Source organism: Actinophytocola sp., assembly GCF_045807065.1.
Classification (GTDB): Bacteria; Actinomycetota; Actinomycetes; order Mycobacteriales; family Pseudonocardiaceae; genus Actinophytocola.
Genome location: NZ_JBJMIE010000361.1, coordinates 1 through 24,404 on the forward strand (window position 1 = coordinate 1; position 24,404 = coordinate 24,404).

General features: G+C 71.5%; 24 protein-coding genes. 13 read left to right on the plus strand and 11 right to left on the minus strand.

Translation table 11 applies throughout. The features are described 5' to 3' along the window. The first annotated feature begins 370 nt into the window (after nucleotides 1–370). The 7 genes from ACJ73U_RS20980 to ACJ73U_RS21010 all read left to right on the plus strand — a co-directional run bounded on the left by ACJ73U_RS20980 (nucleotide 371) and on the right by ACJ73U_RS21010 (nucleotide 7,552). The gene (locus tag ACJ73U_RS20980) at nucleotides 371–2,110 is read left to right on the plus strand and encodes a non-ribosomal peptide synthetase (RefSeq protein ID WP_407779364.1); all 1,740 of its coding nucleotides are present in this window, start codon (nucleotides 371–373) and stop codon (nucleotides 2,108–2,110) included. Next, nucleotides 2,107–2,811: a thioesterase II family protein gene (locus ACJ73U_RS20985; RefSeq protein ID WP_407779365.1), complete on the plus strand. Its 705-nt coding sequence runs from the start codon at nucleotides 2,107–2,109 to the stop codon at nucleotides 2,809–2,811. The genes ACJ73U_RS20980 and ACJ73U_RS20985 overlap by 4 nt, the downstream gene beginning before the upstream one ends. A gap of 3 nt (nucleotides 2,812–2,814) precedes the next feature. Further along, nucleotides 2,815–3,996 carry a cytochrome P450 gene (locus ACJ73U_RS20990; RefSeq protein ID WP_407779366.1) on the plus strand — a complete coding sequence of 394 codons (1,182 nt, stop codon included), beginning with the start codon at nucleotides 2,815–2,817 and terminating at the stop codon, nucleotides 3,994–3,996. A 51-nt stretch (nucleotides 3,997–4,047) separates the two neighbouring features. Further along, complete coding sequence (locus ACJ73U_RS20995; protein WP_407779367.1) at nucleotides 4,048–4,467, plus strand: DUF6098 family protein; 420 nt, start codon at nucleotides 4,048–4,050, stop codon at nucleotides 4,465–4,467. 82 nt (nucleotides 4,468–4,549) lie between these two features. Continuing rightward, nucleotides 4,550–5,500 (plus strand): TIGR03557 family F420-dependent LLM class oxidoreductase, encoded by a 951-nt coding sequence (locus ACJ73U_RS21000; RefSeq protein ID WP_407779368.1) that lies wholly within the window; start codon nucleotides 4,550–4,552, stop codon nucleotides 5,498–5,500. Next, on the plus strand, nucleotides 5,497–6,558 hold the full coding sequence (locus ACJ73U_RS21005) for a glutamate--cysteine ligase (protein WP_407779369.1): 1,062 nt from the start codon (nucleotides 5,497–5,499) through the stop codon (nucleotides 6,556–6,558). Before ACJ73U_RS21000 ends, ACJ73U_RS21005 begins: the two co-directional genes overlap by 4 nt. Further along, a complete protein-coding gene (locus tag ACJ73U_RS21010; RefSeq protein ID WP_407779370.1) occupies nucleotides 6,548–7,552 on the plus strand; it encodes an iron-containing redox enzyme family protein in 1,005 nt (334 codons plus the stop codon). Before ACJ73U_RS21005 ends, ACJ73U_RS21010 begins: the two co-directional genes overlap by 11 nt. 206 nt (nucleotides 7,553–7,758) lie before the next feature. On the opposite strand, the gene ACJ73U_RS21015 is transcribed toward ACJ73U_RS21010, so the two are convergent. Then, the gene (locus ACJ73U_RS21015; RefSeq protein WP_407779371.1) at nucleotides 7,759–8,472 is read right to left on the minus strand and encodes a TioE family transcriptional regulator; all 714 of its coding nucleotides are present in this window, start codon (nucleotides 8,470–8,472) and stop codon (nucleotides 7,759–7,761) included. 81 nt (nucleotides 8,473–8,553) lie between these two features. Here ACJ73U_RS21015 and ACJ73U_RS21020 point away from each other — a divergent pair, with 81 nt between their 5' ends. Continuing rightward, on the plus strand, nucleotides 8,554–9,681 hold the full coding sequence (locus ACJ73U_RS21020) for an erythromycin esterase family protein (RefSeq protein ID WP_407779372.1): 1,128 nt from the start codon (nucleotides 8,554–8,556) through the stop codon (nucleotides 9,679–9,681). Here the strand turns inward: ACJ73U_RS21020 and ACJ73U_RS21025 are convergent. The 7 genes from ACJ73U_RS21025 to ACJ73U_RS21055 all read right to left on the minus strand — a co-directional run bounded on the left by ACJ73U_RS21025 (nucleotide 9,678) and on the right by ACJ73U_RS21055 (nucleotide 14,140). Further along, complete coding sequence (locus ACJ73U_RS21025; RefSeq protein WP_407779373.1) at nucleotides 9,678–9,875, minus strand: CDGSH iron-sulfur domain-containing protein; 198 nt, start codon at nucleotides 9,873–9,875, stop codon at nucleotides 9,678–9,680. The two genes, ACJ73U_RS21020 and ACJ73U_RS21025, sit on opposite strands and share 4 nt — an antisense overlap. Continuing rightward, a complete protein-coding gene (locus tag ACJ73U_RS21030) occupies nucleotides 9,853–10,509 on the minus strand; it encodes a HemK2/MTQ2 family protein methyltransferase (protein ID WP_407779374.1) in 657 nt (218 codons plus the stop codon). Before ACJ73U_RS21030 ends, ACJ73U_RS21025 begins: the two co-directional genes overlap by 23 nt. A gap of 28 nt (nucleotides 10,510–10,537) precedes the next feature. Continuing rightward, on the minus strand, nucleotides 10,538–10,930 hold the full coding sequence (locus ACJ73U_RS21035; RefSeq protein WP_407779375.1) for an STAS domain-containing protein: 393 nt from the start codon (nucleotides 10,928–10,930) through the stop codon (nucleotides 10,538–10,540). A 159-nt stretch (nucleotides 10,931–11,089) separates the two neighbouring features. After that, entirely contained in the window at nucleotides 11,090–11,476 is a 387-nt protein-coding gene (locus tag ACJ73U_RS21040) for a response regulator transcription factor (protein WP_407779376.1), read from the minus strand. Nucleotides 11,477–11,522: 46 nt separating this feature from the next. Then, nucleotides 11,523–12,950 (minus strand): PAS domain S-box protein, encoded by a 1,428-nt coding sequence (locus tag ACJ73U_RS21045; RefSeq protein WP_407779377.1) that lies wholly within the window; start codon nucleotides 12,948–12,950, stop codon nucleotides 11,523–11,525. Nucleotides 12,951–12,993: 43 nt separating this feature from the next. Further along, the gene (locus tag ACJ73U_RS21050; protein WP_407779378.1) at nucleotides 12,994–13,404 is read right to left on the minus strand and encodes an ATP-binding protein; all 411 of its coding nucleotides are present in this window, start codon (nucleotides 13,402–13,404) and stop codon (nucleotides 12,994–12,996) included. 112 nt (nucleotides 13,405–13,516) lie between these two features. Next, nucleotides 13,517–14,140, minus strand: a complete 624-nt coding sequence (locus ACJ73U_RS21055; RefSeq protein WP_407779379.1) for a response regulator — start codon at nucleotides 14,138–14,140, stop codon at nucleotides 13,517–13,519. 291 nt (nucleotides 14,141–14,431) lie between these two features. On the opposite strand from ACJ73U_RS21055, the gene ACJ73U_RS21060 reads away from it, so the two are divergent. Further along, on the plus strand, nucleotides 14,432–14,593 hold the full coding sequence (locus tag ACJ73U_RS21060) for a hypothetical protein (RefSeq protein WP_407779380.1): 162 nt from the start codon (nucleotides 14,432–14,434) through the stop codon (nucleotides 14,591–14,593). An 82-nt stretch (nucleotides 14,594–14,675) separates the two neighbouring features. On the opposite strand, the gene ACJ73U_RS21065 is transcribed toward ACJ73U_RS21060, so the two are convergent. Continuing rightward, entirely contained in the window at nucleotides 14,676–15,884 is a 1,209-nt protein-coding gene (locus ACJ73U_RS21065) for a D-arabinono-1,4-lactone oxidase (RefSeq protein ID WP_407779381.1), read from the minus strand. A gap of 266 nt (nucleotides 15,885–16,150) precedes the next feature. Here ACJ73U_RS21065 and ACJ73U_RS21070 point away from each other — a divergent pair, with 266 nt between their 5' ends. After that, the gene (locus ACJ73U_RS21070; RefSeq protein WP_407779382.1) at nucleotides 16,151–17,125 is read left to right on the plus strand and encodes a cation diffusion facilitator family transporter; all 975 of its coding nucleotides are present in this window, start codon (nucleotides 16,151–16,153) and stop codon (nucleotides 17,123–17,125) included. Between the two features lie 104 nt (nucleotides 17,126–17,229). Here ACJ73U_RS21070 and ACJ73U_RS21075 read toward each other — a convergent pair whose 3' ends face one another. Beyond that, nucleotides 17,230–18,297: a Vms1/Ankzf1 family peptidyl-tRNA hydrolase gene (locus ACJ73U_RS21075; protein WP_407779383.1), complete on the minus strand. Its 1,068-nt coding sequence runs from the start codon at nucleotides 18,295–18,297 to the stop codon at nucleotides 17,230–17,232. Between the two features lie 67 nt (nucleotides 18,298–18,364). Then, nucleotides 18,365–19,432 carry an NAD-dependent epimerase/dehydratase family protein gene (locus tag ACJ73U_RS21080; RefSeq protein WP_407779384.1) on the minus strand — a complete coding sequence of 356 codons (1,068 nt, stop codon included), beginning with the start codon at nucleotides 19,430–19,432 and terminating at the stop codon, nucleotides 18,365–18,367. A gap of 92 nt (nucleotides 19,433–19,524) precedes the next feature. Here ACJ73U_RS21080 and ACJ73U_RS21085 point away from each other — a divergent pair, with 92 nt between their 5' ends. The 3 genes from ACJ73U_RS21085 (at nucleotide 19,525) to ACJ73U_RS21095 (ending at nucleotide 24,404) form a co-directional block, all read left to right on the plus strand. Further along, nucleotides 19,525–21,336: an MBL fold metallo-hydrolase gene (locus tag ACJ73U_RS21085; RefSeq protein ID WP_407779385.1), complete on the plus strand. Its 1,812-nt coding sequence runs from the start codon at nucleotides 19,525–19,527 to the stop codon at nucleotides 21,334–21,336. Beyond that, complete coding sequence (locus tag ACJ73U_RS21090; RefSeq protein WP_407779386.1) at nucleotides 21,333–22,973, plus strand: hypothetical protein; 1,641 nt, start codon at nucleotides 21,333–21,335, stop codon at nucleotides 22,971–22,973. Before ACJ73U_RS21085 ends, ACJ73U_RS21090 begins: the two co-directional genes overlap by 4 nt. 78 nt (nucleotides 22,974–23,051) lie before the next feature. Then, on the plus strand, nucleotides 23,052–24,404 hold the full coding sequence (locus tag ACJ73U_RS21095; RefSeq protein WP_407779387.1) for an extracellular solute-binding protein: 1,353 nt from the start codon (nucleotides 23,052–23,054) through the stop codon (nucleotides 24,402–24,404).

Consider the following 24,404-nt stretch of genomic DNA (forward strand, 5'->3'; position numbering starts at 1 on the left):
CGCCGACCGGGACGCGCGCGAGGGACGTAAAACGTCACATCCGACAGTCTGAAGAAGACTGTAGGAACAGGACGCGAGGCCGAGCGGGCACAGCTGGCGGTGGGTAGTCGTCAAGCGACTCCAGATGATATCCACCCTGTAAATAGACCATTCGTCGCACTGACCGTGACTCTTCTGTGGCACATTGTGGATAGGCCGAACGCCGACAATTTGCCAGTCGTCAAATGTTTGCAAAAATTTCTTACGGCTCGTCGTCGCTGGTCGTGGCTCCCGTCCGGTCCGAGCAGGAGGTTTCGTCACTCTCTGCTTAACGATTCCGTCGCGATCTCCCCCTACAATCCCGGCCGGATCCGACTGGGATGGAGATCAGATGACCCTGACCACGCAGTCCGGTGTTACCCCAAGAGCCGGGGCCGGACTCGTACTCGACGCCGTGGACCGGTGGGCCGAACAGCTGCCAGCCGCTACCGCCGTCAGCGCCCCGGACGGGGTGTTGACGTTCGCGGAGCTCAGGCAGGAAGTGCTCGCCATGACCGGTGCGCTGCGCGCCGCCGGTGCCGGTCCCGGTGTCCCGGTGGGGCTCGGGTTCGGCCGGTCGAAGCTGACGGTTCCGGCGCTGCTCGCGGTGTGGCGCGCCGGTGCCACCGCGGTGCCCCTCGACGACCGCCACCCCGCCGACCGCCTCGCGTTCATCGTCGCGGACGCCGACGTCCGCCTCCTGCTCGGCGAACTTCCCGCCACCGTGCCCACTCCCGGCGTCCGAACGGTCGATCGGTCGGTGATCGGAACCGGCCACACCCTCGAGCCGCCGGAGCCGGGTGATCGCGCCTACCTCGTCTACACCTCGGGGACGACCGGTCGCCCCAAGGGCGTCGAGATCGGTTACCAGGCCCTCGGCACGTTCCTCGGCGCCATCGCCACGCTCGGCCTCACGCCGGGTGGGGTCGGCCTCAACCCGCTGTCGCCCGCGTTCGACGGCTGGTTCTGGTGCACGCTCCTCTACCTGCTGCACGGCCAGGGCGTCGCCATCGTCGACATCGCGGGGACGGGCACGGGCGACCTCGCCGACGCCATCGCGACCGTCGCGCCGCGGACCGTCTGCATGGCGCCGTCGATGTACGCGGCGTGCCCGGACGACCTGCCGAGCGTGGACGTCCTCGTCATCGCCGGCGAGGCCTGCCCGCCGACGCTGCCGCGCCGCTTCGCCGGTCGCCGCGTACTGAACGTGTACGGCCCCACCGAGGCCACGATCGCCGCCACCTGGGCCGACAGCGCGGCCGGCGACGACGTGACCACCATCGGCCGCACGATCCCCGGCTACCGGACCTACGTCCTCGACGAGCACGGCAGGCAGGTCGCCGACGGTGAGGCGGGCGAGCTGTGCGTCGGCGGCCCCGCGGTCGCGTTCGGCTACCGCAACCTGCCGGAGCTGACCGCGTCGAAGTTCCTGGCCAACCCCTTCGCCGAGGGCCGGCTGTACAAGACCGGCGACCACGTGCGCCGCCGCGCCGACGGGCAGCTGGAGTTCCTCGGCCGCGTCGACGACCAGGTGAAGGTCCGCGGCTTCCGGATCGAGCTCGGCGAGGTCGAGCGCGTCGCCGCCGGTGCGGACGAGGTGCGGGTCGCGGCCGCGTTCGTGCTCGCCTCCGGGGACGCGCTCGGCCTCGCGCTGGTGCCCGAGCCCGGCGTGGATCCCGGCACGTGCGTCGAGGCGGCGACCGGGCGGTGCCAGCACCTGCTGCCGGACTACACGATGCCCGTCGTGGTCGAGGCGGTGACCGAGCTGCCGGTCACCCTGCAGGGCAAGGTGGACCGCGCGGCGCTGGCGGCCCGGATCACGCAGGTGCGGGAGGACACCGGCACCCCGCCGAGGACGGACACCGAGCGGCTGGTGTGCGAGGTGCTGAGCAGCGTGCTGCCCCGGCCCGTGTACGACATCGAGGCCAACTTCTTCGACGCCGGCGGGCACTCGCTGCTGGCGTCCCGCGCGGTCGTCGCGCTGCGCAGGGCGACCGGGCTGCGTTTGTCGGTCAAGGACCTGCTGACCCACCCCACCCCCGCGGAGCTGGCGAGGAAGCTGGACCGGGTCGCCCAGGAGAGTGGTTCATGACCTGGCTCTTACCGTTCGGGCCCGTGGACTCGCGGCCGGTGCTCGTGTGCCTGCCGCAGGCGGGTGCCGGGTGCGGGGCCTTCCGCTCCTGGCAGGCCGCGCTCGGCGACGAGGTCACGGTGGTCGGGGTGCAGCTGCCGGGCCGCGAGCGCCGGTTCACCGACCCGCCACCGGAGTCGTTCGCGCACGCGGTGGCGGAGATCGTCGCGGCGCTGGTGGACCTCGGGCGCCCGAGTGTCCTCTTCGGACACAGCCTCGGCGGCCTGCTGGGCTACGAGGTCGCCAGGACGTTGCCCGAGCCGCCGGCGGCACTGGTGGTCGCGGCGTCGCGGCCGCCGCACCGCAGTGGCCGGGCGATCGGCAGCATCGCGGGCGATACCGAGGAGGGGTTCGCGCGGACGCTGGCGGCGAAGGGGCTCGACGAGGAGATGCGCGAGCTGGCGCTGGCCGTGCTCCGGCAGGACGCGGAGCTCGCGCGGACCTACGAGGACCCGGCCGGTGCGCCGGTGCCGTGCGACCTGCACGTGTGGGGCGGCGCGGCGGACCAGCTGGTGTGCGCCGCGGATCTCGCGGAGTGGCGCCGCTACGCGGGTCGCGGGTTCCACCTGCGACAGTTCGACGGCGGCCACGACTTCTGCCTCTCCTCCGGGGCGGTCCTCGCGGCGGTGCGCACGCTCCTGCCCGCGCGGCAGGAGGTCTGAGCCGTGGAGATCGACTTAACCGACCCGGGGCTGTGGGCGCGCAACGAGTTCGGCGAGGTGCTCGCCTGGTTGCGGCACAACGAGCCGGTGTACCGGCACCAGGAGAAGGGCGGGCCGGGCTTCTGGGTGCTCACCCGGTACGCCGACGTGGTGCACGTCTACGGCGACGACGAGCTGTTCAGCTCGCGGTACGGCATGCGGCTCGACAGCAACCCGGAGGCGGTGGCCGCGGTCGAGGGCCGGATGCTGATCGTCACCGACCCGCCCGAACACACCAGGATCCGCCAGCTCGTCGGCACCGGCCTCGGCCGCGCGGCCATGCCGAGGATCGAGGAGTCCGTGCGGCGGGTGGTGTCCGAGGTGGTGTCCGGCGCGGTCGCGGCGGGTGAGCTGGACTTCCTCGACGCGGCGAAGAAGATCCCGAACTACGTCGTGTGCGACCTCATGGGGCTGCCGAGGGAGCACTGGGAGTGGGTCGGCGACACCATGACCGAGTCGTTCGACGCGACCGACGAGGACAAGCTGGCCGCGGACGGCGAGCTGTTCCTGCTGTTCACCGAGCTGCTGATGGAGCGGCGCGACAACCCGGGCGACGACTTCATCAGCATCGTCGCGCAGGCGCGGCGCAGGGACCGCACCGGCGAGGAACGCCAGCTGACCGACGAGGAGATCATCGTCAACTGCCACGGCGTGCTCGCGGGTGCGAACGAGACGACGCGGTACGTGATGTCGGCCGGCCTGCTGGAGCTGGCGAAGGCCCCCGAACACGTGGACTGGCTGCGCGCGGCCGGTCCGGCCGGCATCGCGACGGCCGTCGAGGAGATGCTGCGCTGGGCGACGCCGGCGGTGCACGTGCTGCGCACGGTCACCCGCGACACGGAGATCGGCGGCGTGCCCATCGCGGCCGGCGACCGGGTGACGGCCTGGAACCCGTCGGCCAACCACGACGAGTCGGTGTTCGCCGCGCCCGACCGGTTCGTGCCGGACCGGACGCCGAACAAGCACCTGGCGTTCGGCATCGGCCAGCACTTCTGCGTCGGGGCGCGGCTGGGCCGGTTGGAGCTGGCCGCGTTCCTGCGGGAGCTGCTGGCCAGGGTGACGCGGATCGAGCTGACCGGTGAGCCGAGGTACAACTCGTCGAACTTCACGTGGGGCCTGGTCAGCCTGCCGGTTCGGCTGCGGTGAGCGGATCGGGCCGGTGCGGGTTGAGCCGGTGCGGGGTGGGCACTCACGGGCATGGCCGAGCTACCGACACTGCACCGGCTCGACGAGCTGACCTACCTCCTCGAGCACGACCTGCGGGTTTACCTGCGGTACTCACCCGGTCCCGAGGCCGACGCCGGGCATCCGAGCAAGGACCACGAGAGTGGCCTGCTGATGCCCGGCGTGTCGGCCAACCCCCTCTGGCCGCCCCACTGGTGGACGCGGCCGCCGGCGGACTGGGTGGCGAGGAAGGTGTGCCAGTACCTGCGTGAGCTGCACGAGGGCGCCCGACCGTGGGTCCTGACCGGGCGGGAGATCGACTTCGGGCCCGACAACGAGCCGCTGCTGGTGGACCTCGAGCCGATCGCGTGGCTGTCCGCCGACCTGGTGCGGGAGGCCCAGCAGCGCTACCAGGCGGAGCTGAACGCCGGGCAGGCCACCCACGCCGGCTGACCCGTCCCGCGGGCGCGCCCGCCGGGGAGACAGATGGGTTCGCATCCTGGTTCAGGCGGTCACCCGCGGGTACTCCGGGCCCATGGTCAGTCTCGGATACTTCCTGTCCTGCGAGGAGTTCGGGCCGAAGGAGCTCGTGCGGCAGGCCAAGCAGGCCGCCGACGCGGGCTTCGAGCGGCTCTGGATCTCCGACCACTACCACCCCTGGAACAGCGAGCAGGGGCAGAGCGCCTTCGTCTGGTCGGTGATCGGCGCGTTGTCCGAGGCCGTGCCCGGCATGCCCGTGACCACCGCCGTGACGTGCCCGACGGTGCGCATCCACCCGGCCGTGCTCGCGCAGGCGGCGGCGACCGCGGCGGTGCAGCTCGACGGCAGGTTCGTGCTCGGCGTCGGGTCGGGGGAGGCGCTCAACGAGCACATCCTCGGCGACCCGTGGCCCAGCGCGGACGTCCGGCTGGAGATGCTGGAGGAGGCCGTCGAGGTCATCCGGCAGCTGCACCGGGGTGGCAGCCACAACCACCACGGCAAGCACTACACCGTGGAGAACGCCCGCGTCTACACGCTGCCGGAGCAGCCGGTGCCGATCTACGTGTCCGCGTTCGGCAAGAAGGCCGTCGAGGTGGCCGCGCGCATCGGCGACGGGTACGTCAGCGTGATGCCAAACGCCGACCTCGTCCGCGCCTACCGCGACGCCGGCGGCAAGGGCCCCGCGCAGGGCGGGTTCAAGGTCTGCCACGCGCCCACCGCCGAGGAGGGGCTCGAGACCGCGCACCGGATCTGGCCGAACGAGGGGCTGCCCGGCGAGCTGGCGCAGGTACTGCCGCAGCCCGAGCACTTCGAGCAGGCGACCCAGCTCGTCACCAAGGACATGCTGAGCCTGCCGACCGGGCCGGACCCCGAGCCCTACCTCGAGCAGGTCAAGGCCTTCGCGGACGCCGGGTTCGACGAGGTGCACGTCGCGCAGATCGGGCCGCGGCAGGACGAGTTCTTCCAGTTCTGGCGGGACAAGGTCGCGCCACAGCTGCCGAAGTGACGACCTTCGGGGTAGAGGAGGAGTTCCTGCTCGCCGACCCGGCGACGGGTCGGACGGTGCCGGCCGCCCCCGAGGTGCTCAAGGCCGCCCAGGAGCTACCCGGCGCCGCGCTCCACACCGAGCTGCAGCAGACGCAGGTCGAGGCCGCCACACCGCCCTGCGCCACGCTCGACGAGCTGGAGGGCCACCTGCGGCAGGGGCGGAGCAGGCTGGCCGCCGCGGCACACGGTTGCGGTGTGTGGCTCGTACCCAGCGGCACCCCGCCGCTCGGCGGTCCGGCGCTGGCGAGCGAGGGCGAGCGGTTCGCCGGGATCACCAACCGGTACGCCGAGGTCGTGCGGGACTACCAGGCCTGCGGCTGCCACGTGCACGTCGCCGTCCCCGACCTCGAGACCGCGGTCGCCGTGTGCAACCACGTGCGGCCGTGGCTGCCGACGCTCCTCGCCCTGTCCGCGAACTCGCCGTTCCACCAGGGCCGGGACACCGGGTACGCGAGCTGGCGGATGGTCGAGCAGTCCCGGTTCCCCGGCGCCGGCGTGCCGCCCTGGTTCCGCGACGCCGCCGACTACACCGCGCGGGTCGAGCGACTGGTGGAGTGCGGGGTGATCGAGGACAGGGCCATGACGTTCTGGCTGGTCCGGCCGTCGCCGTCGTGGCCGACGGTCGAGTTCCGGGTGGCGGACGTCGGCGTGGACGTGCCGGCGGCGCTGCTCCAGGCCGCGTTGTCGCGGGCGCTGGTGGTCACCGCGCTCACCGACATCGCGCGCGGCCGGGAGGCACCCGTGCTCGACGACCAGGTGCTGGCGGCCGCGGTGTGGTCGGCGGCACGGTACGGGCTCGGCGGTCCCGGGGTACACCCGGAGCGGGCGCACCAGGTGCCGGTGACCGAGCTGCTCGACGAGCTGGTGGTGCGGGTCGCGCCCGCGCTCGCCGGCGACCTCGCGGTGGTGCGTGAGCTGTTCCGCGGCGTGCTGCGCGGCGGCACGGGTGCGGAGCGGCAGCGCGCCGCCACCGATGTAGTGCGATCTCTCGCCATTGGAGTGTCCGATGCGGACTGAAGAAGTTGTGTTGGGGACCGGCGCGCGGCTGCCGGAGCCCCGTGGCCCGCTGTCGGCCGCGGTGGTCGAGCTGCTGCGCGACGGCATCGTGCCGAGCGTTCCGGTCGACGACGCCGACCCGTTCGGCGAGGACCTCGCGGTCGCGCTGCACACGTGTTACGAGCCGCACTACCAGGGTTTCGTCGGGGTGGACTCGGACTGGGAGTGGTCGCCGGTGCTGCTCCAGTTCCGCCGCGAGCTGGAGTGGGTGTTCGAGCGGGCGCTGCGTGACTCGGTCGAGCACGGCACCGACGTGACCGCGGTGTTCGACGAGCTGCTGGTGGAACCGGTGCCCGGCGAGGGCGTTTCGCACTTCCTGCGCGACGAGGGGCAGCTGTGGCAGCTGCGGGAGTACTTCGTGCACCGCTCGATCTACCACCACAAGGAGGCCGACCCGCACGCGTGGGTGATCCCCCGCCTGTGGGGACGCGCGAAGGCCGCGCTGGTGGCGGTCGAGTTCGACGAGTTCGGCGGCGGTCGCGGCGACCGCGTGCACGCGCAGCTGTACCGGGACCTGCTGGCGTCGTCCGACCTGGACACGGGCTACCTGTCCTACTTCGACGACGTGCCGGCCCCGATCATCGCGGTGGTCAACATGATGTCGATGTTCGGCCTGCACCGCCGCCTGCGCGGCGCGATGGTCGGCCACTTCGCGGCCGCGGAGATCACCACCGCACCGAGCGCCGCCCGCATGGTCAAGGCCATCGACCGCCTCGGCGGCGGCGACCCCCACTTCTTCGCCGAACACGTCGAGGCCGACGCGGTGCACGAACAGATCCTGCGCCACGACGTGGTCGGCGACCTGCTGGCCCGTGAGCCCCACCTGGCCGAGGACGTGGTCTTCGGCGTACGAGCGACGGACTTCCTGGAGGGCCGCTTCTCGGCACACGTCCTGTCCACCTGGCGCGAGAACCGCTCCTCACTGCGCCGGCCGCTGGCTGGGGGAGTCGGGTAGTGGGGGGAGGCCGCCAACCCGGGGCGTTCGGACGGGCGGGTCGAGAGACGTTGGCGTAGGTGGCCGACCGCGCGTTGTGGGGGTGGGCGTTGGTTGGCTGGGTTTTGGCGGGCGTCGGTTCGGTGGTTGTGGTTGAGATGGGTGGAGGCGTTGCGGAGGCGCGCGTTGCTGTGGTGCGCATTGATCGGCTGCGTCGAGGTGGGGCGTCAGCTTGACCGAGGTGTGGAGGTTGCGTCCAGGTAGCGGTTGAGGTGGGTGGCGGCGGTGAGCATGGCCAGGCCCTGGGCGTTCAGCTTCCGTTGCCAGTCGGCCAGTGCGTTGGCCAGGGGTTCGGTGCCGCCGGCGGTGCGGATCTGGTCCACCACGGTGGCGATGTGGTCCAGGCGGTAGCCGCCGCGTCTGAGTAGGTGGGCGAGTTCCGCGTCGCGGATGTCGCTCGGCTCGTAGCGGCGGTAGCCCGTTGTCGGGTCTCGGGTGGGGGTCAGGATGCCCACGCGTTCCCAGTTGCGCACCGTCGCCGGGGTGACGCGGAGGCGATGGGCGAGGTCGCCGATGGTCCTGATGTCGGGGGCCGGCGCGGGGGCGGGCCGCGCCGTCAGGTGGCCGGTCGCCTTCCGCACGGCGTCGAGGGTTTCGCGGTCGTGGAGCAGTTGGGCGTGGCCGCGGTCGATGGTGCGCAGGGCGTCGTCCAGCCGGTCGTCGTGCAGGGCGGCCATGATCTGGCCGCTGGCCGAGTGGCCGTAGGCCGGGATGAGCGACAGGTAGGCGCGCAGCGCGGCCGCGTGCACCGCCGTGTACATCCGGTAGCCGCTCGGGGTGCGGTCGGCCGGGGGGATGAACCCGGCCCGTTCGTAGTTGCGGACCGCCTGGGTCGAGAGGCCGTGCTCGCGTGCCAGGTCGGCGGGCCGCAGGGTGATCATCGGTTTGAGACTTTACGGCACGTCGTCGTGGTAGAGCGAGCAGAAGTCTCAACTGCTCTTTCAACGATACGATTCAGACACATGAGTCAACGGATTCAGGACTTCGTGCCCCCCTCGTGCGAGCTGCTGGCCCTCGGCGAGCCGACCCACCTCGAACCGGCCTGCCAACTGCTGCGGAACGAGTTGTTCGGCCAGCTGGTCGAGCACGGCTTCCGGTCCATCGCCCTGGAGACGGACCGCGTGGCCGCGCTCGCGGTGGACGACTTCGTCCGGGCGGGGGTGGGCACGCTCGACGCGGCGATGAGCGACGGTTTCTCGCACCGCTTCGGCGAGCTGGACGGCAACCGGCGGCTGGTCGCCTGGATGCGCGAGTACAACGAGCACCGCCCCGCCGAAGAACGGCTGGCCTTCCACGGCTTCGACGCCCCAACGGAGACCCTGAACGCACCAAGCCCGCGGCGCTACCTCGAACACACCCGCGACTACCTCGGCCTCGACCTCGACATCGCGGGGCTCGCCGGCGACGACGAACGGTGGAACAGCCAGGAGGCGATCCTGGACGCGACGAGGTCGCCGGGCGCCACGGCCGACGCCGAGCGGCTGCGGGGCGTCGGCGACGACCTGCTCACCTCGCTCTACACCCGTGCCCCGGAGTTGATCGCGAAGACCTCCCGGGCGACGTGGCTCCGCGCCAGGACGTACGTCACCGCCGGCCTCTTCCTGCTGCGCTACCACAGGCAGTCGGCACAGCGCATCGACGAGACCGCCCGGATCAACCGCCTGTGCGCGCTCCGGGACGCGTTCATGGCCCAGAACCTCCTCGACCTCCGGGACACCGAGGCGCGCCGCGGCCCGATGCTGGTGTTCGCGCACAACCTCCACCTGCAGCGCAACCCCAGCCACATGCGCATGGGCCCCTACGAGGTCGACTGGCACAGCGCCGGCGCGATCGTCGCGCCCCTGCTGGACGAGCGGTACACCTTCATCGCCGGCAGCCTGGGCCGAAGCGACGCACTCTCGTTGCACGAGCCGGAACCGGGCACCTACGAGAGCTTCCTGCGGGATCGCACCACCGGCTGGAGGCTGGCGAAGGCCGCCGCGGTCCCCTCCGCGAGCACCCGCACCGATCCGACCCCGGAACAGGGCTACTTCCCGCTCGACGAACCAACCCTGGACGGCGCCGACGCGGTCCTGTATCTCAGCGACTAGTCCTGGCGCACGCGTTTGCGGTGGCTCGTGTCGCACAGCGGAAAGCGCTTGCTGCGGCGGCACGTGCACACCGCGACGACGAACCGCTCCGACCGGACGGTCGTGCCGTCGTCCGTGACCAGCTCGACCGGGCCCTCGACGAGGAGTGGCCCGTCGGGCACCACGCGGACCCTAGGGGGTCGCCGGTCGGTCACCGCGGATCACCACCAGCTCCTCGGTGTTCTGCCGCGGTTCGATGAGTCCCAGCTCGATCAGCCGCTGGCGGCGCCCACGCATCACCGGACCGAACGGCACCTCCGCCCTGCCCACCACGGCGGCCTTGAGCCCGCCGCCCTGCAGCTGCGCAACCGTCTTGTCCCCATCGGACAGTCCGGAGTGGACGAGCAGCAGTGTGCCGCCGGGGGCGAGCAGCATCGGAACGTTGGCGCACAGGCGGTCCAGGAACTCGCGACCGTCCACACCGGCATCCCAGGCGCGGTTGCGGCCACGCGGCCGGGCCGCGACGCCGGGCACGTACGGCGGGTTCGCGAGGATCAGGTCGAACGTGCGCCCCGCGACCCGCTCGAACGCGTCTCCACACAGGACACGTGCCGGGATGCGGCGGAGGAAGGTGTTGAGGCGCGCGGCCATGACCGCCCGTCGCGAGACGTCGACGGCGGTGATGGCGCGTGGCTTGATGCTCGCGGCCGCGACGGACAGTGCGCCGGTGCCGCAGCCGACGTCAAGAACGTCGGCGCCCGGAGAGACGGCGGCCGAGGCCAGCGCCTCGACCAGCAACCAGGTGTCGTGCTGCGGAGGGTAGACGCCCGGGGGGCGGGTGAGCCACATGGCCGGAGAGTGCCTCCCCCCGACCGGTTCAAACCGCCAGTGCGGACAGCGCGCTGTGCGCGGAAACGTAGATCTCCAGGGTCAGTGCGGCCTCGGTGAGGGTCAGCGTCCGCTGGACCGTGCTGGTGGGTGCGGCGACCACGAGCCGGCGCCCCGCGGCGGCCCGTCGCTCGCTGGCCTCGCGCAGTAGGTGCACGCCGGCGAGGGCCATGAAGTGCACCTGCGACAGATCAACCAGGACGTTGGGCACTTCGCGGGCGTCCGTGTCGGCGAGTGCGGCACGCAGCAGCGGCGCCGTGCACAGGTCGATCTCTCCGGCGAGAGTCACCCGTTCGGTATCCGAATGTTCACGTATTGTTCGTACCGTCAGGCACTCGTGCGCGGTCACCCGGTAGGTAGCCGGCACGGTCTTTTGGCTCATCGGATCTCCCGTGAGTGGTGGACCGATTGCCAGAGTGTATTGGAGTCACCCCAGCTCACAGCGCCCCGATCGCGCTTCTGGTCGGCTGGTTGCTCAACCTCAACCCAGCATCGCACGGGCCAGCACCTGTGTCCAGACGACCTGCTCGGACGGGGTGTCTCACCCCACGCCGGCCGCGCCGGCCCGCCGGACCGCCGCCACGATCTCGGCGTTCGTGATGCCCTTCACCAGGAACTCGCGCACGCCGAGCCGCTTCAGCTCGTCCGCGGTGCCCGAGTCGTCGTAGGCGGAGAACGCGAGCAGCTGGGTGTGTGGCGACCGCGTCCTGATCTCGCGTGTCGCGTGCGTGCCCCCGCCGCGCGGCATCCGCACGTCGATCAGGGCGACGTCGGGCACGTGCTGTTCGGCCAGGTCGGCGGCCTCCTGCGCGTCCGCCGCGGTGGCTACCACGTGCAGCCCCGCCTCCGCCTCGAGGACCTCGGAGAGCGCCATGCGAAGCATGGGGTCGTCATCGGCGACCAGTACCCGCAGCTGTTCGTCGGTCATGCCGCCTCCTCACCCGCTCCGCGTCGTCCCGCGCGCCGCCGGCCACTCACGACTGCTCCCGGGTCGGCGCGGTCGGGAGCCAGAACTGCACCGTGGTGCCGTTGCCCGGCGTGCTGGTCACGGACCACCAGCCGCCGGCGATCTCGGCCCGCTCCCGCATCTCGAGCAACCCGAAGTGCCGGTACAGGTCGTCGCGTGCCGGGTCCTCGGCGAAGCCGACGCCGTCGTCGCTGATCCGCACCAGCGTGCCGCCGTCCTTGCTGTCCAGCGTGACGTCGACGCGAGTGGCGGCGGCGTGCTTGTGCACGTTGGTCAGCGCCTCCTGGCAGATCCGGAAGAGCGTGATCGCGACGGGCATCGGCGGCTCGTTCGGCAGGTCGACGGACAGCGCCGTCTCCAGCCCCCAGGGGCCGACCACGTCCCGCAGGTACCCGGTGAGCGACGGGACGAGGCCGTGCTGGTCGATGGTCGTCGGGCGCAGGTTCGCGACCAGCGCGCGCAGGCGGCCGACCGACGCGCGGACGGACTCCTCCAGCTTGCCGACCATCTCCTGGTGCTCCGCCGGGAGCCGGCCCGCCAGCAGCTGCAACCGCATGCCCACCGCGACCATCGCCTGGATCGAGTCGTCGTGGACGTCCCACGCGATCCGCCGCCGCTCCAGCTCCTGGGCCTCGACGAGGTGGCCGAGCAGCTGCCTTCGCTCGGTGAGCGCCTGCTCGGTGGCACGGCGCTCGGTCATGTCCCTGGTGAGCTTGCCGAACCCGCGGAGCGTGCCGTTGTCATCGAACACCGCCGTGATCACGACGTTGGCCCAGAAGCGGCTGCCGTCCTTGCGTACCCGCCAGCCCTCGTCCTCGACCCGGCCGTTCTGGATGGCCTGTTCCAGCTCGCGTGCCGGTTTGCCCGCGGTGACGTCCTCGGGTGGGTAGAAGATCGAGAAGTGCCTGCCGAGGATCTCCTCCTCGCGGTAGCCCTTGATGCGTTCCGCGCCGTCGTTCCAGCTGACGACGTGCCCCCGCGGGTCGAGCATGAAGATGCCGTAATCGCGGACGCCCTGCACGAGCAGGCGGAAGCGCTCCTCGCTCAGGCGCAACGCGTCCTCGGCGGCGCGACGTTCCGTCATGTCCCTGGTGACCTTGCCGAAGCCGCGCAGCTCGCCGGTGTCGTCGCGCAGCGCGGTGATCACGACGTTGGCCCAGAACCGAGTGCCGTCCTTGCGTACCCGCCAGCCCTCGTCCTCGACCCGGCCGTTCTGGATGGCCTGTTCCAGCTCGCGTGCTGGTTTGCCCGCGGTGACGTCCTCGGGTGGGTAGAAGATCGAGAAGTGCCTGCCGAGGATCTCCTCCTCGCGGTAGCCCTTGATCTGCTCGGCACCCGCGCTCCAGCTCGTGATGCGCCCGCCGGGGTCGAGCATGAAGATCGCGTAGTCGCGGACGCCCTGTACCAGCAGCCGGTACCCATCCTCGGGTCGCATGGCCCAACTGTTCACCACGTGTCGGGTGCCGCTTCGCTCGACGTCAACGGGTGGGCGTGGCTCCCGCCGCGGTGGGCAGTTCACACCACACCACCTTCCCGCGGTCCCGTCGGGACGCGCCCCACGCGGACGAGAGCTGCTCGACCACACGCAGGCCGAGACCGCTCGTCGGGGTGACCCGGTGGGAGACGGGGAGCAGGGGGCTGTCGTCGCACACCTCGACGCGGACGCGGTCGCCGGCACCGAGCAGGCGGACGACGGGGGTGCCGTGGCCGTGCAGCAGCGCGTTGGTGACGAGCTCGGACACCACCAGCACGATGTCCTCGTCGCTCGCCTCGCTCTCGCCGCCGTGCCAGGCGGCCAGGGTCGAGCGCGTGAACTGCCGCGCGACCGCCGCACTGGTGTTGCGCTCGGCGAGGCGTAGTTCGGCTACCGCCGGTGCACGTGTCTCCACGTACCGATCTTCTGTTAATCCGGCGCATAGATCGAGATGCGAATGACGCTCACGAGATAGTGCACCTGCACTAGTCTCGGCGGTCAACCAGGCACGAAGCGTGTCGGGTTCCTCAGTCGAGGAGGCCTTCCCTGCGTGCGATGGCGACCGCTTCCAGCTTCGAGCGGGCACCGAGCTTCTCCAGTACGCGTTGTACGTGGTTACGGGCTGTGTTCACCGCCACACCGAGGCGCTCCGCCACCTGCGACGTGCTCGCGCCGTCCGCCAGCAGGCCCAGCGTCTGGCGTTCGCGGGCGGTGAGGGTCGCGCTGCGGGTCCGGCCGGTCAGCCGGCTGAGCACGCCGGCCAGGAACTCGGCCCCGAACACCGCCTCGCCGTCGGCCACCCGGCGAACCGCGTCCTCCAGCTCGTCCAGCCCGGCGGACTTGAGCACCAGGCCGGAGCCGCCGGCCTCGGCGACCCGCGCGGCGACCGTGGACGTCGCCTCACCCGTCAGCATCAGGACCCGGGCACCCAGCTCGCTCAGCGCCCCGATCGCGTCGATGGCGTCGCCATCGGGAAGTCTGCGGTCCAGCAGCACGACGTCGGGCGAGTACTTGCGAACCTCGGTCAGCGCGGTGGCGATGGACCGCGCGCGGGCGACGATCTCGATGTCGTCCGCCCGTTGCATCGCGAGCGCCATCGCTTCGGCGACCATGTCGTGGTCCTCGACGAGAACCACCCGGGTGGATGCCATAGGACGATTGTCGTCCCTCGGACGGGGGAACGGAGTGTTATTTCGTCGCGTCAACTTTCTCCAGTTGCGCCTCTGCCGCCGATTCTGTGTCCTTGACGGTAGCGTCCTCGGCAGGCTCGGCTGGGCAGGGTAGTAAGCCTCGGTGCTCGGTGAACAGTTCTCGGCAGTGGCGCGCCAGGCGGCGACTGGCGACAGTCATGGCAATTCCCTCCTCGGGCTTTCGTCATTTGACGTTGTGGCTACCCCCGCGTTGCTTGTTTAGCCATACCGTGACCTGGGCATCCTTGGCTGATGACCCAGCCGACAACACCGTCGCCGCAGCCGATTCCGGACCCGACCAACCCGACGCCCGGACCGGTCCCGACCGACCCGCCGCAGCCACCCCTGCCGCCGGGTCCGGACCCCCGACCGCCCTCGGAGCCCGACCCGCTCGGCCCCGGCGGTCCGCGCTAGAAGTCCCCCTTACTGGTCGTCCTCCGTTCGGGGGTACCGCACACGCACCGTGATCACCCGATGACCGCTCCTGATGCGTCGTTCAGGGTGCGGTGGTCAGGTGGTCCAGGAGCGGGTTCGTGAACTTGCCGTCCGGGTCGTGGTGGGCGCGCAGTTCCTGGAAGTGGGTCCACCGCGGGTAGAGGGGGGCGACGCGGGTGGTGTGGAAGACCTTGCCCCAGTGCGGTCGCGCGCCCAGGGGCAGCAGGGCCTCCTCGACCGCCGGCAGCAGTGCGGTCACGCCCGGCACGTCCAGCTTCCAGGTGAAGTGCACCCCGAGCACGTCGCGGCCGTAGGCCGGGCTCAGCCACAGGCTGTCGGCCGCGACCGTACGCAGCTCGGTGATCTGCAGCAGCGGCGTGATGCGCGGCGACATCGCGCGCAGGCGGGTCAGCGCCTCGGTCGCCGACTCGCGGGGCAGCAGGTACTCGCTCTGCAGCTCGGCGCCCGCGCTCGGCTTGTGGCCCAGGCGGAAGTGCGGCAGGCGGTCCAACCACGGGCCCGGTACGCCACCCTGCTCGGTCACCGCCGCCACCGACTCGCCGGCCAGCATGTGCACCGGGCCGTCCGCGGGCTCGAACGGCAGCGTGACCGCGTCCAGCGACTTGACCCACACCTGCGCCGGGCCCGCCCAGTCGGTGAACACGCTCACGCTGTAGCCGCTGGCGAACACCGACCACAGGTCCCCGACCAACTCGGCCCACGGCACGTCGACGTACACCTGCTGCCGCACCTCGTAGCTCGGCCGCACGGAGAGCGTCACCCGCGTCACGACCCCCAGCGCGCCCAGCGCCACGACGCTGCCCGCGAACTCCGGGTCGCCGCGCCACAGCCGGCGCAGGCCGCCCGACGCCGTGACCAGCTCCAGACCCGTCACCGCGGTCGACAGGCTGCCGAGCGTGTCGCCCGAGCCGTGTGTGCCCGTCGCGATCGCGCCGGCCACCGAGATGTGCGGCAGGGACGCCATGTTCGCCAGCGCCAGCCCGCGCTCCTGCAGGAACTCCGCAAGGACCCCGTAGCGGGTCGCCGCGGGCACGCTCACCTGCTCGCCGCTGACCGTGATCTCGTCGGGCAGCTCCTCCAGCGAGACCAGCGTGCCCGGCCCGTCGGCCACCTGGCTGAACGAGTGCCGCGACCCCAGCGCGCGCACCCGCGACCGCTCGGCGACCAGCGCGCGCAGTGCCTCGACCGTGCGTGGGCGGGCCACCTCCCTTGCCTGGTAAGCGACATTGCCCGCCCAGTTCTGTTCCACCTGCCGATGCTCCCATCTCGGTCCCGCGGCATTCGTGCGGAGAAGTATGTCCTGGTTCACTCTCGTGTCATAGCGGCGGCGGTCGTCTTCTGTCGCGCTGACGCCGTGCCGCCGCGTTAGGGTCTATCCGTGGATCTTTGTGCGTGGTCTTCGCCTGACAACGGTTACCTCAGGGGAACGTGACGGCACTCAGCCACAACTCACCTGGGTACCGTCACCTTCATCGGGACGCGACCCAGGCATGAAAACTCCGGGGAGGCGGACTAGTGGCGGAAGAGAAGTCCGAGAGCACGCTCACCGTGCTGGTGGCCCTGGGGGCGAACTTCGCGATCGCGGTGCTGAAGATGATCGCCGGCCTGATCACCGGATCGGCCGCGATGCTCGCGGAGGCCGCGCACTCGGTGGCCGACACGTTCACCGAGGTCTTCCTGCTGACCGCGTTGCGCCGGTCGAGCCGGCCCGCGGACCGCAGGCACCCGTTCGGGTACGGCAAGGAGCGGTACTTCTGGTCGCTGATCGCGGCCGTGTCGATCTTCGTGTCGGGTGCGGTGTTCGCCTTCTACGAGGGCTTCAGGACGATCTTCGGCGAGTCCGCGGAGCAGACCAGGCCGCTCATCGGGTACATCGTGCTCGCGCTCGCGTTCGTGCTCGAGGGGATCTCGTGGGTACGGGCGGTCAGGCAGGTGCGGGCCGACGCCGCCGAGGTAGGCCGGGCCGTGCCGCGGTACCTGCAGCTGATCGACGACCCGACGGTCAAGACGGTGTTCTTCGAGGACAGCGCCGCGCTCGTGGGCATCCTGCTGGCGTTCAGCGGTATCGCACTGCACGACGCCACCGGGTCGGCGTTCTGGGACGGCCTCGCCTCGGTGCTGATCGGCGTGCTGCTGGCCGGGGTCGCCTACCTGCTCGGCCGGACCAACCTGGGCCTGCTCATCGGTCGCCAGGCGGACCCGGCCCTGGTGCGCGGCGCACGCGAGCTGCTCCGGTCGGCGCCGGAGGTGGAGGTCGTGGTCGACCTGCTCACCATGGTCACCGGCACCGACCAGGTCCTGCTCTGCGCGCGCCTGGACTTCGTGGAGAACCTGACGTCCACGGACCTGGAGCTGGCGTGCGTGCGCATCTCGGGTGAGCTGCGTGACCACTACTCCGACCTGGACGAGATCTTCCTGGAACCCGTCCCGCGCTCCGACCCCGAGCTGCGCGCCAGGGTGCTCGCCCGCTACGGCGACGAGGTGCGATGACGGGCCAGGTGCGGTGACGGGCGAGGTGCGGTGAAGGGCGCCGTCCGCGCGCCGGGGTGCCGAAGGGCGCCTTCACCGAAAACCCCGCCGATGCGCGGCCGTCGCTACGCGTGGCGGAGCAGCACGCCCACGCCGTCCTCGACCGGGAGACCGCGGGTGCTCACCACCTCGGCGCCGACCAGGACGCCGAACGCCGGCAGTGCCTCGTCGGCGCGGACCTCGGTCGCCTGCTCGACGCCGGTGGCCCGCAGCTCGTCCTCGGTCAGGGCGACCGTCATCGGTTCGGCGCCGACCCAGACCGTCGCGTCGGCCACGTCACCGAGCACGACCGCCTCCGCGTTGTGCTCCCGCAGTGCCGCGGTGGCCTCGGCGAGGCCGCGCACGGCCAGGCCGTCGGCGTCCGCCACCGCGCCGGCGAACCGCTCGACCAGCGCCTCCTGCTCGGCCCGTGCCCGCTCGGCGGCCAGGTCGCTGACCCACCCGTCGAAGTCGTCGTCGGCCTCCCGGCGGCCCGGGACCTCGGCGAAGATGTCCTCGCAGCGTCGCGACAGCACGGAGCGCAGCTCGGCGACCGCCTGCGGGTCCCCGCCGACGGCCAGCAGCCGCGCCCCCACGTCGTCCACCAGCCTGGCCAGCTCCTCGGCGACCTGGAGGGCGTTGCGGTGCACGGTCTGGTCCACGTTGCGCTGGATGTGCAGTGCCGACCAGCCGCCGCCGCGCACCTTGTGCACCGGGTAGTCCTCGCCGTCGGTGGCGTGCTCGGTGCGCACCACCCCGTCGGCGTCCACCGCGCGCACGTCGGCGCCGATCTTGTTGACGACCGCCGCGACGTAGGGCACCCGGCCCGCGTCCAGCTCGACCAGCGGGAGCAGGTAGGGCAGCGGCCCGAACCTGGCGGTCGGCACCGGCGGCGGGTCGGTGAGCCACTGGTCCAGCAGGACCTCACCGCCGGCCGCGACCAGCACTCGCCCGGCCCGGCCCACGGCCGGTTCGCGCACCACCTCCTCCAGCGCGGCCAGTGTCTTCTCGTCCGCGCCCTTGGCCGCCAGCTCGTCGCGGGCGGTACGCCACCGGAGCTCCAGCTCGTGGTCGGCGTTCTCGGTGTCGTGCGAAGCGTCCAGGTGGACGGTCGCGAACGGGCCGGGGTGGTCCAGGATCCGGCGCAGGTTCATGACACACCTCCTTCGGTTCGTTCGTGCCGAGGCAGTCGGTTACCCGCCTGATCGGCCAGTTAGTCGGTCAGGGACGGCTACCGGCCCTCGATGTCAGCTCTTTCGCTCGGTTGGGTGGCGTGTCCTCCGCCAACGGGGGTGTCGGGCCGCCCTCGCCCTCGCGCAGCGCGGTCAGGAACTCCGACAGGACGGCCTTCGCGTCGCGGGCGGGGGTCCAGCCCAGCTCGGTGCGGGCCCGGGTCGAGTCCATGAGCGGCATGTGCAGCACGGCGTCGAACAGGTCCGGGTCGGCCGGGACGAGGCGCAGCCGCCACGCCGCCGCCAGCGGGCCGCGCACCGCCCACGTGGGCAGCCGCACCAACCGCGCGCCCAGCAGCTCCGCCAGGAGCTTCGCGTCGGCGACCGGGTCCGCGGCCAGGTTGTAGGCGCCGGACGCGTCGTCACGCAGGGCCGCCAGGCGGAACGCGTCCGCCGCGTCGTCGGTGTGCAGGGCCTGCGCCTGGAGGCCGGGCAGGTCCGGTATCACCGGGATGAGGCCGGGACGGATCAGCGAGCCGGGCAGGAACGGGCCGGCGAACAGCCGCCGCTGCTCGGTGGCCGAGGCCGCCTTGAACAGGAACGCCGGGCGCAGCCGCACCACCCGCACGTCCTCGTGCTTGGCCTCGAACCCGTCGAGCACCCGCTCCAGGTAGGCCTTCTCCCTGGTGTAGCTGGCGGCCGGCCAGCCGTGCGTCGGCCAGCTCTCGGGCACGAACTCGTCCTGCGGCGCCGGCGAGTAGGCGCCGACCGAGGACGAGTACACCAGCGCCGGCACCCCCACGCGCGCCACCGCCTCGAACAGCCGGATGCTGCCGAGCACGTTGGTCTCCCACGTCGTGAGCGGGTCACGAGCCGGCTGGAACAGCCACGCCAGGTGGACGACGACGTCCGCGCCGGCGAGCAGGTGGTCGATGCTGTCGTCCGCGCCGAGATCCGCGGTGGCCCACTCCAGCTTGTCCACCGTCCACTCGGGACGGCGGCGGACGATGCCGACGATCGTGTCCACAGCCGGGTCCCGCGACAACACGCGCACCAGGCTCGTCCCGACGTTCCCGCTGGCGCCGGTCACCACGACGCGGCGGCCCTTCGTTGCCATGGCCATCCCCTTTCGCAGGTCACTGGCCTACCCGGCAGCGGGGCCGCTAACCCCTGGACACCTCCCGAACCGAGATGGCAACGTTGCCACACATGCGGCTTGCCGACGGTGTCCACCTCTTCCGCGACACCTGCAACGTGTACGTGCTCGTGCGGGACGGCGACGCGGTGCTGATCGACTTCGGGGACGGCGCGGTCCTCGACCACCTCGCCGAGTTCGGCGCCCGCCGGGTCACCGACGTGCTCGTCACCCACCACCACCGCGACCAGGTCCAGGGCCTGCGCAGAGCGGTCGCGCACGGCGCGCGGATCTGGGTGCCGCCGGTCGAGCGCGACCTGTTCGACAGGGTCGAGGAGCACTGGCAGCAGCGGCCGATCTACAACTACTACGACCTGCGCCAGGACCGGTTCTCGCTGCTCGAGCCGGTGCCGGTCACGGGCACGGTGCCGGAGTACCGGACGCGCCGGTTCGGCGGCTTCGACATCACCACCGTCCCCACCCCCGGGCACACCGCCGGCTCGGTGTCGTACCTGGTCGACGTGGCCGGCCGGCGGCTCGCGTGCACCGGCGACCTCATCCACAGCCCCGGCAAGGTGTGGTCGCTCGCCGCCACCCAGTGGTCCTACTCGGCGCTGGAGGGCGTCAAGGCGACCGTGCTGTCGCTGTACGACCTGTCCGCGCGGCAGCCGGACCTCGTCCTGCCCTCGCACGGCGACCCCATCACCGACCCGCAGGCGGCATTCGACCTGCTGGAGAAGCGGCTACGTGCGTACAACGACTCGCGGCACGACGAGCCGTGGAACGCGCGCGGACAGTGGGAGCACCCGTTCGAGCGACTTTCTCCGCACCTGCTCCGCAACGTGTCGAGCTTCGCGACGAGCTACGCGTTGCTGTCCGAGTCCGGGAACGCCCTGCTCATCGACTTCGGCCTCGACATGATCGTCAACCTGCCGACCGGCGACGACCGGTCCTCGCGGCGTCCCTGGCTGCCCTCGCTCGGTCCGCTGCGCCGCGACTTCGGCGTCGACCGGGTCGAGGTGGCCATCCCGACCCACTACCACGACGACCACGTGGCCGGGTTCAACCTGCTGCGTGACGTCGAGGGCACGCAGGTCTGGTCGGCCGGGTCGGTGGCGGACGTGCTCGCCACGCCGTCCCGCTACGACCTCCCGTGCCTCTGGTACGACCCGATCCCCGTCGACCGCGTGCTGGCGACCGGCGTGCCGGTGCGCTGGCACGAGTACGAGCTGACGCTGTACCCGTTGCCCGGCCACACCCTGTACGCGGTGGCCATCGCGTTCGAGGTGGACGGTCAGCGGGTTGTGGCCACCGGCGACCAGCAGACCACGACGTGGCAGCCGGGTGAGCGGACCGAGGTGCTGAACCTGCAGTACAAGAACCGGTTCCGCATCGACGACTTCACGAAGAGCGCCGCGCTGTACCGGAAGCTGCGACCGGAGCTCATGATCAGCGGCCACTGGGCGCCCCGCCGGGTCGACGACGCCTACCTTGACCTGCTGGAGGAGAAGGGCGCCGAGCTGGCCAGGATCCACCGCGAGCTGCTCCCGCTGTCCGACGTGGACTTCGATGCGGAGGGGGTCGGCGCCTGGCTGCGGCCCTACCAGGTGAGCACCGGACCGGGCCGGCCGTTCGCGATGTCCTGCGAGGCGCGCAACCCGTTCGCCGACGCGGACCAGGTGACGATCACGCTGGTGGTACCGGACGGCTGGCACGCGGACCCGGCGTCGGTGACGGCCCAGGTGCCGGGCCGGGCCACGGAGACGTTCGAGTTCGTGGTCACGCCGGGAGACCGGCCCTGCCGCCGGGCGCGGCTGGGCGCGGACCTGACGGTGGGCGCGACCAGGTTCGGGCAGCACGCCGAGGCACTGGTGGACGTGCGGTGAAGGTCGACCTCCACCAGGGGCGGGCGGTGGCCGACATCGTCCGCGACGAACGGCTGTGGTTCCAGCTGCGCCTGCTGTCCTCTCTGGACACGGTCGAGGGCCCGGACGAGACGCTCGGCAGCCCGAGGACGGTCCAGCGCCACAACCGCGTCGAGGTGCACTGCGCCAGCTCGCGCTGGGCCGAGCGCGTCACCACGCTGGAGGTACACCCCGACCGGCTGGAGGTGCGCACCACCGTCCGCGGCCGGGGCCGCCTGCTCACCGCGCACCTCCTCGGCGGCCATCGGGCCCCGGGCGGCTTCCTGCCCAGCGGGTCCGCGGCGGACAGCCTCTTCTCGCCGAACCCCGACCACCCGAGGCGGGTCGTCCGCCCGGCCGCCGAGCCGGCGGTGATCGGTGTCGTGGGCGACGGGGCGGAGCCGGGGGTCGGCCGGTGGCTGTTCTGCCCGGCCCCGTGGTGCTTCGCCGTGTCCCGCGCGGACGAGTGGGCCGCGCTGGGCCTCGCCGCGCCGGTCGCCGCGCAGACCTTCACGTCCCTGCACTACACCGGCGGCACCGACGGCTTCTCCCTGAGACTGGACTACGAGGGCCACACCGAGGTCGACGGCGAGTTCACCACGCCGACCGTGGTGATCCAGTTCGGCCACGACACCCCCGAGGCGGCGCTGGCCGCCCACGCCGCCCTGCTCCGCGCGCGCGGCCTGGCACCGGCGATCCGCACCGAGATCCCACGGCACTGGCTGGAGCCGCTGTTCTGCGGGTGGGGTGCTCAGCACGCGCTGAGCCCCGGAGCGTCCACACCGGACCAGTCGACCCAGCGGAACTACGACGCGTTCCTGGCCCACCTCGCCCGGCACGACGTCGTCCCCGGCACGGTGGTCGTCGACGACAAGTGGGCGGCCCACTACGCCACCTGCCGGCCCGACGAGGCGAAGTGGCCGGATCTCGCGGGCTGGATCCGCGGGCGCCACGAGAACAACCAGCGCGTGCTGCTGTGGTGGAAGGCGTGGGACCCCGACGGCGCGCCGGCGCAGGCGTGCGTGACGCTGCCCGACGGCACCCCGGTCGCGCTCGACCCCGAGCACGAGCTGGGCCGGCAGACCGTTGTGGACGCCGTCACCCACATGATCGGCGACCTCGACGCGGACGGTCTCAAGGTCGACTTCCTCGCGCGGACCCCGAGCGGCGCCGCGCTCCGGCACGCCGGCCCGAGCTGGGGCGCCGCCCTGCTCCACGCGCTGCTGGAGCTGGTGTACGACACGGCCAAGGCCATCAAGCCGGACGCGCTGATCGTGACGCACACGCCGAACCCGGCGTTCGCCGATATAACCGACATGGTGCGGCTCAACGACATCCGCATGCTCGACGCGATCGACCCGGACGGCCCGGTGGTCCCGCACATGGCCTACCGCGCCTCGGTCGTCGCGGCCGCCCTGCCCGGCATGCCGGTCGACACCGACGGCTGGTGCCTGCCGGACCGCGCCCAGTGGCGTGCCTACCTCGCTGAGCAGCCGAAACTCGGCGTCCCGGCGCTCTACTACACCACGCACATGGACCTCACGGGCGAGGAGCTGACGGCGGCCGACCTCGCGTTGGTGTCACGGGTCTGGACCGACTACCGCCGCACCCTTGACTGAGTGCGTGGACCGACTTAACTTGTCGCCACGGTTCCATGTGGAATCGTTGCCACATTCCTCGACGCGGAGGAGCCCTGGATGTCCACGCGAAGCCAACGTGTTCTGGTCGTGACCGCGGCCGCCGCACTCGTCCTCGCCGGCTGCGGTGGTGTCGGCTCGGGGGACGACGACGGTGGCGGCGGCGGTAGCGGCGGCACCCTCACCACCATGGGCTTCGGCACCGGTGACGAGATCGCGACGACGCGGGTCGACCTCGCGGACAAGGCCATCGCGCCGGCGAAGGTGAAGATCGGCGAGAGCGCCTTCGACGCCCAGCAGTTCCTGTCCGCCGTGGCGTCGAACAACCCACCGGACCTGGTGTACATCGACCGCCAGAAGCTGGGCACCTACGCCGCGCGCGGCACGCTGGAGCCGCTCGACGACTGCGTGTCGAAGCAGAACGTCGACCTCGACCAGTACCGGGACCCGGCGCTGAAGGAGGTCACGCTCGGCGGCAAGATCTACGGCCTGCCCGAGTTCTACGACAACCGCGTCCTCATCATCAACGACACGTCGCTGCAGAGCGTCGGCCTGACGCCGGACGCGATCGACCCGTCGAACCGCGGCGGGCTGAGCACGGTCACCAACCAGCTCACCAAGCGCGACGGCGACAAGCTCGCCAGGATCGGGTTCGACCCGAAGATCCCGGAGTTCCTGCCGCTGTGGGCGAAGGCCAACGGCGTCGAGATGATCAGCGCCGACGGCAAGAAGGCCAACCTCGACGACCCGAAGATCGCCGCCGCGCTGGAGTACACAGTGGGCATCATCAACGCCCAGGGCGGCTGGGGCAGCTTCAAGGCGTTCCGCGACTCCTTGGACCTGTTCGGTGAGAAGAACCCGTTCGCCACCGACCAGCTGGCCGCGTTCCCCATGGAGGACTGGTACCTCAACGTCCTCGCCGACGTCTCGCCGGACGCCAAGATCACCATCGCGCCGTTCACCGACGAGAAGGGCAAGCCGGTCGACTGGGTCACCGGCTCGGCGTGGGCGATCCCCGCCGCCGCCAAGCACAAGGACCAGGCGTGCACCTGGATCAAGACGATGACCGACTCGTCGTCCTGGATCGCCGCCGCACAGGCCCGCGCGAAGAAGCGAAAGTCCGAGAACAAGCCCTTCACCGGCGTCTACACCGGCAACGAGAAGGCGGACAAGAAGATCTTCGGCGACATCGTCAAGCTCGACGACTACCCGGTGTACGACAAGGCGGTCAAGGCCGTGCTGAAGGCGCAGGACTCGGCGTTCTCGATGCCCGCGTCGCCGGCCGGCAACGAGTTCCTGACCGCCTGGCAGGACGCGGTGAACCGGGTCCTGTCCGGGCAGCAGTCGCCGTCGGACGCGCTGAAGCAGGCCCAGCAGGAGGCACAGAGCGCGCTCGACAACGCGGCGAAGTAA

Excerpts from the sequence above, each read along its gene's own strand:
- ACJ73U_RS21030 (WP_407779374.1), bottom strand. The coding sequence starts at position 10,509 with ATGTGGCTCACCCGCCCCCCGGGCGTCTACCCTCCGCAGCACGACACC.
- ACJ73U_RS21045 (WP_407779377.1), bottom strand. The coding sequence starts at position 12,950 with ATGCGACCCGAGGATGGGTACCGGCTGCTGGTACAGGGCGTCCGCGAC.
- ACJ73U_RS21075 (WP_407779383.1), bottom strand. The coding sequence starts at position 18,297 with ATGAACCTGCGCCGGATCCTGGACCACCCCGGCCCGTTCGCGACCGTC.
- ACJ73U_RS20995 (WP_407779367.1), top strand. The coding sequence starts at position 4,048 with ATGGCCGAGCTACCGACACTGCACCGGCTCGACGAGCTGACCTACCTC.
- ACJ73U_RS21060 (WP_407779380.1), top strand. The coding sequence starts at position 14,432 with ATGACCCAGCCGACAACACCGTCGCCGCAGCCGATTCCGGACCCGACC.
- ACJ73U_RS21020 (WP_407779372.1), top strand. The coding sequence starts at position 8,554 with ATGAGTCAACGGATTCAGGACTTCGTGCCCCCCTCGTGCGAGCTGCTG.
- ACJ73U_RS20985 (WP_407779365.1), top strand. The coding sequence starts at position 2,107 with ATGACCTGGCTCTTACCGTTCGGGCCCGTGGACTCGCGGCCGGTGCTC.
- ACJ73U_RS21095 (WP_407779387.1), top strand. The coding sequence starts at position 23,052 with ATGTCCACGCGAAGCCAACGTGTTCTGGTCGTGACCGCGGCCGCCGCA.
- ACJ73U_RS21015 (WP_407779371.1), bottom strand. The coding sequence starts at position 8,472 with ATGATCACCCTGCGGCCCGCCGACCTGGCACGCGAGCACGGCCTCTCG.
- ACJ73U_RS21040 (WP_407779376.1), bottom strand. The coding sequence starts at position 11,476 with ATGACCGACGAACAGCTGCGGGTACTGGTCGCCGATGACGACCCCATG.
- ACJ73U_RS21085 (WP_407779385.1), top strand. The coding sequence starts at position 19,525 with ATGCGGCTTGCCGACGGTGTCCACCTCTTCCGCGACACCTGCAACGTG.
- ACJ73U_RS21080 (WP_407779384.1), bottom strand. The coding sequence starts at position 19,432 with ATGGCAACGAAGGGCCGCCGCGTCGTGGTGACCGGCGCCAGCGGGAAC.
- ACJ73U_RS21010 (WP_407779370.1), top strand. The coding sequence starts at position 6,548 with ATGCGGACTGAAGAAGTTGTGTTGGGGACCGGCGCGCGGCTGCCGGAG.
- ACJ73U_RS21055 (WP_407779379.1), bottom strand. The coding sequence starts at position 14,140 with ATGGCATCCACCCGGGTGGTTCTCGTCGAGGACCACGACATGGTCGCC.
- ACJ73U_RS21035 (WP_407779375.1), bottom strand. The coding sequence starts at position 10,930 with ATGAGCCAAAAGACCGTGCCGGCTACCTACCGGGTGACCGCGCACGAG.
- ACJ73U_RS20980 (WP_407779364.1), top strand. The coding sequence starts at position 371 with ATGACCCTGACCACGCAGTCCGGTGTTACCCCAAGAGCCGGGGCCGGA.
- ACJ73U_RS21000 (WP_407779368.1), top strand. The coding sequence starts at position 4,550 with ATGGTCAGTCTCGGATACTTCCTGTCCTGCGAGGAGTTCGGGCCGAAG.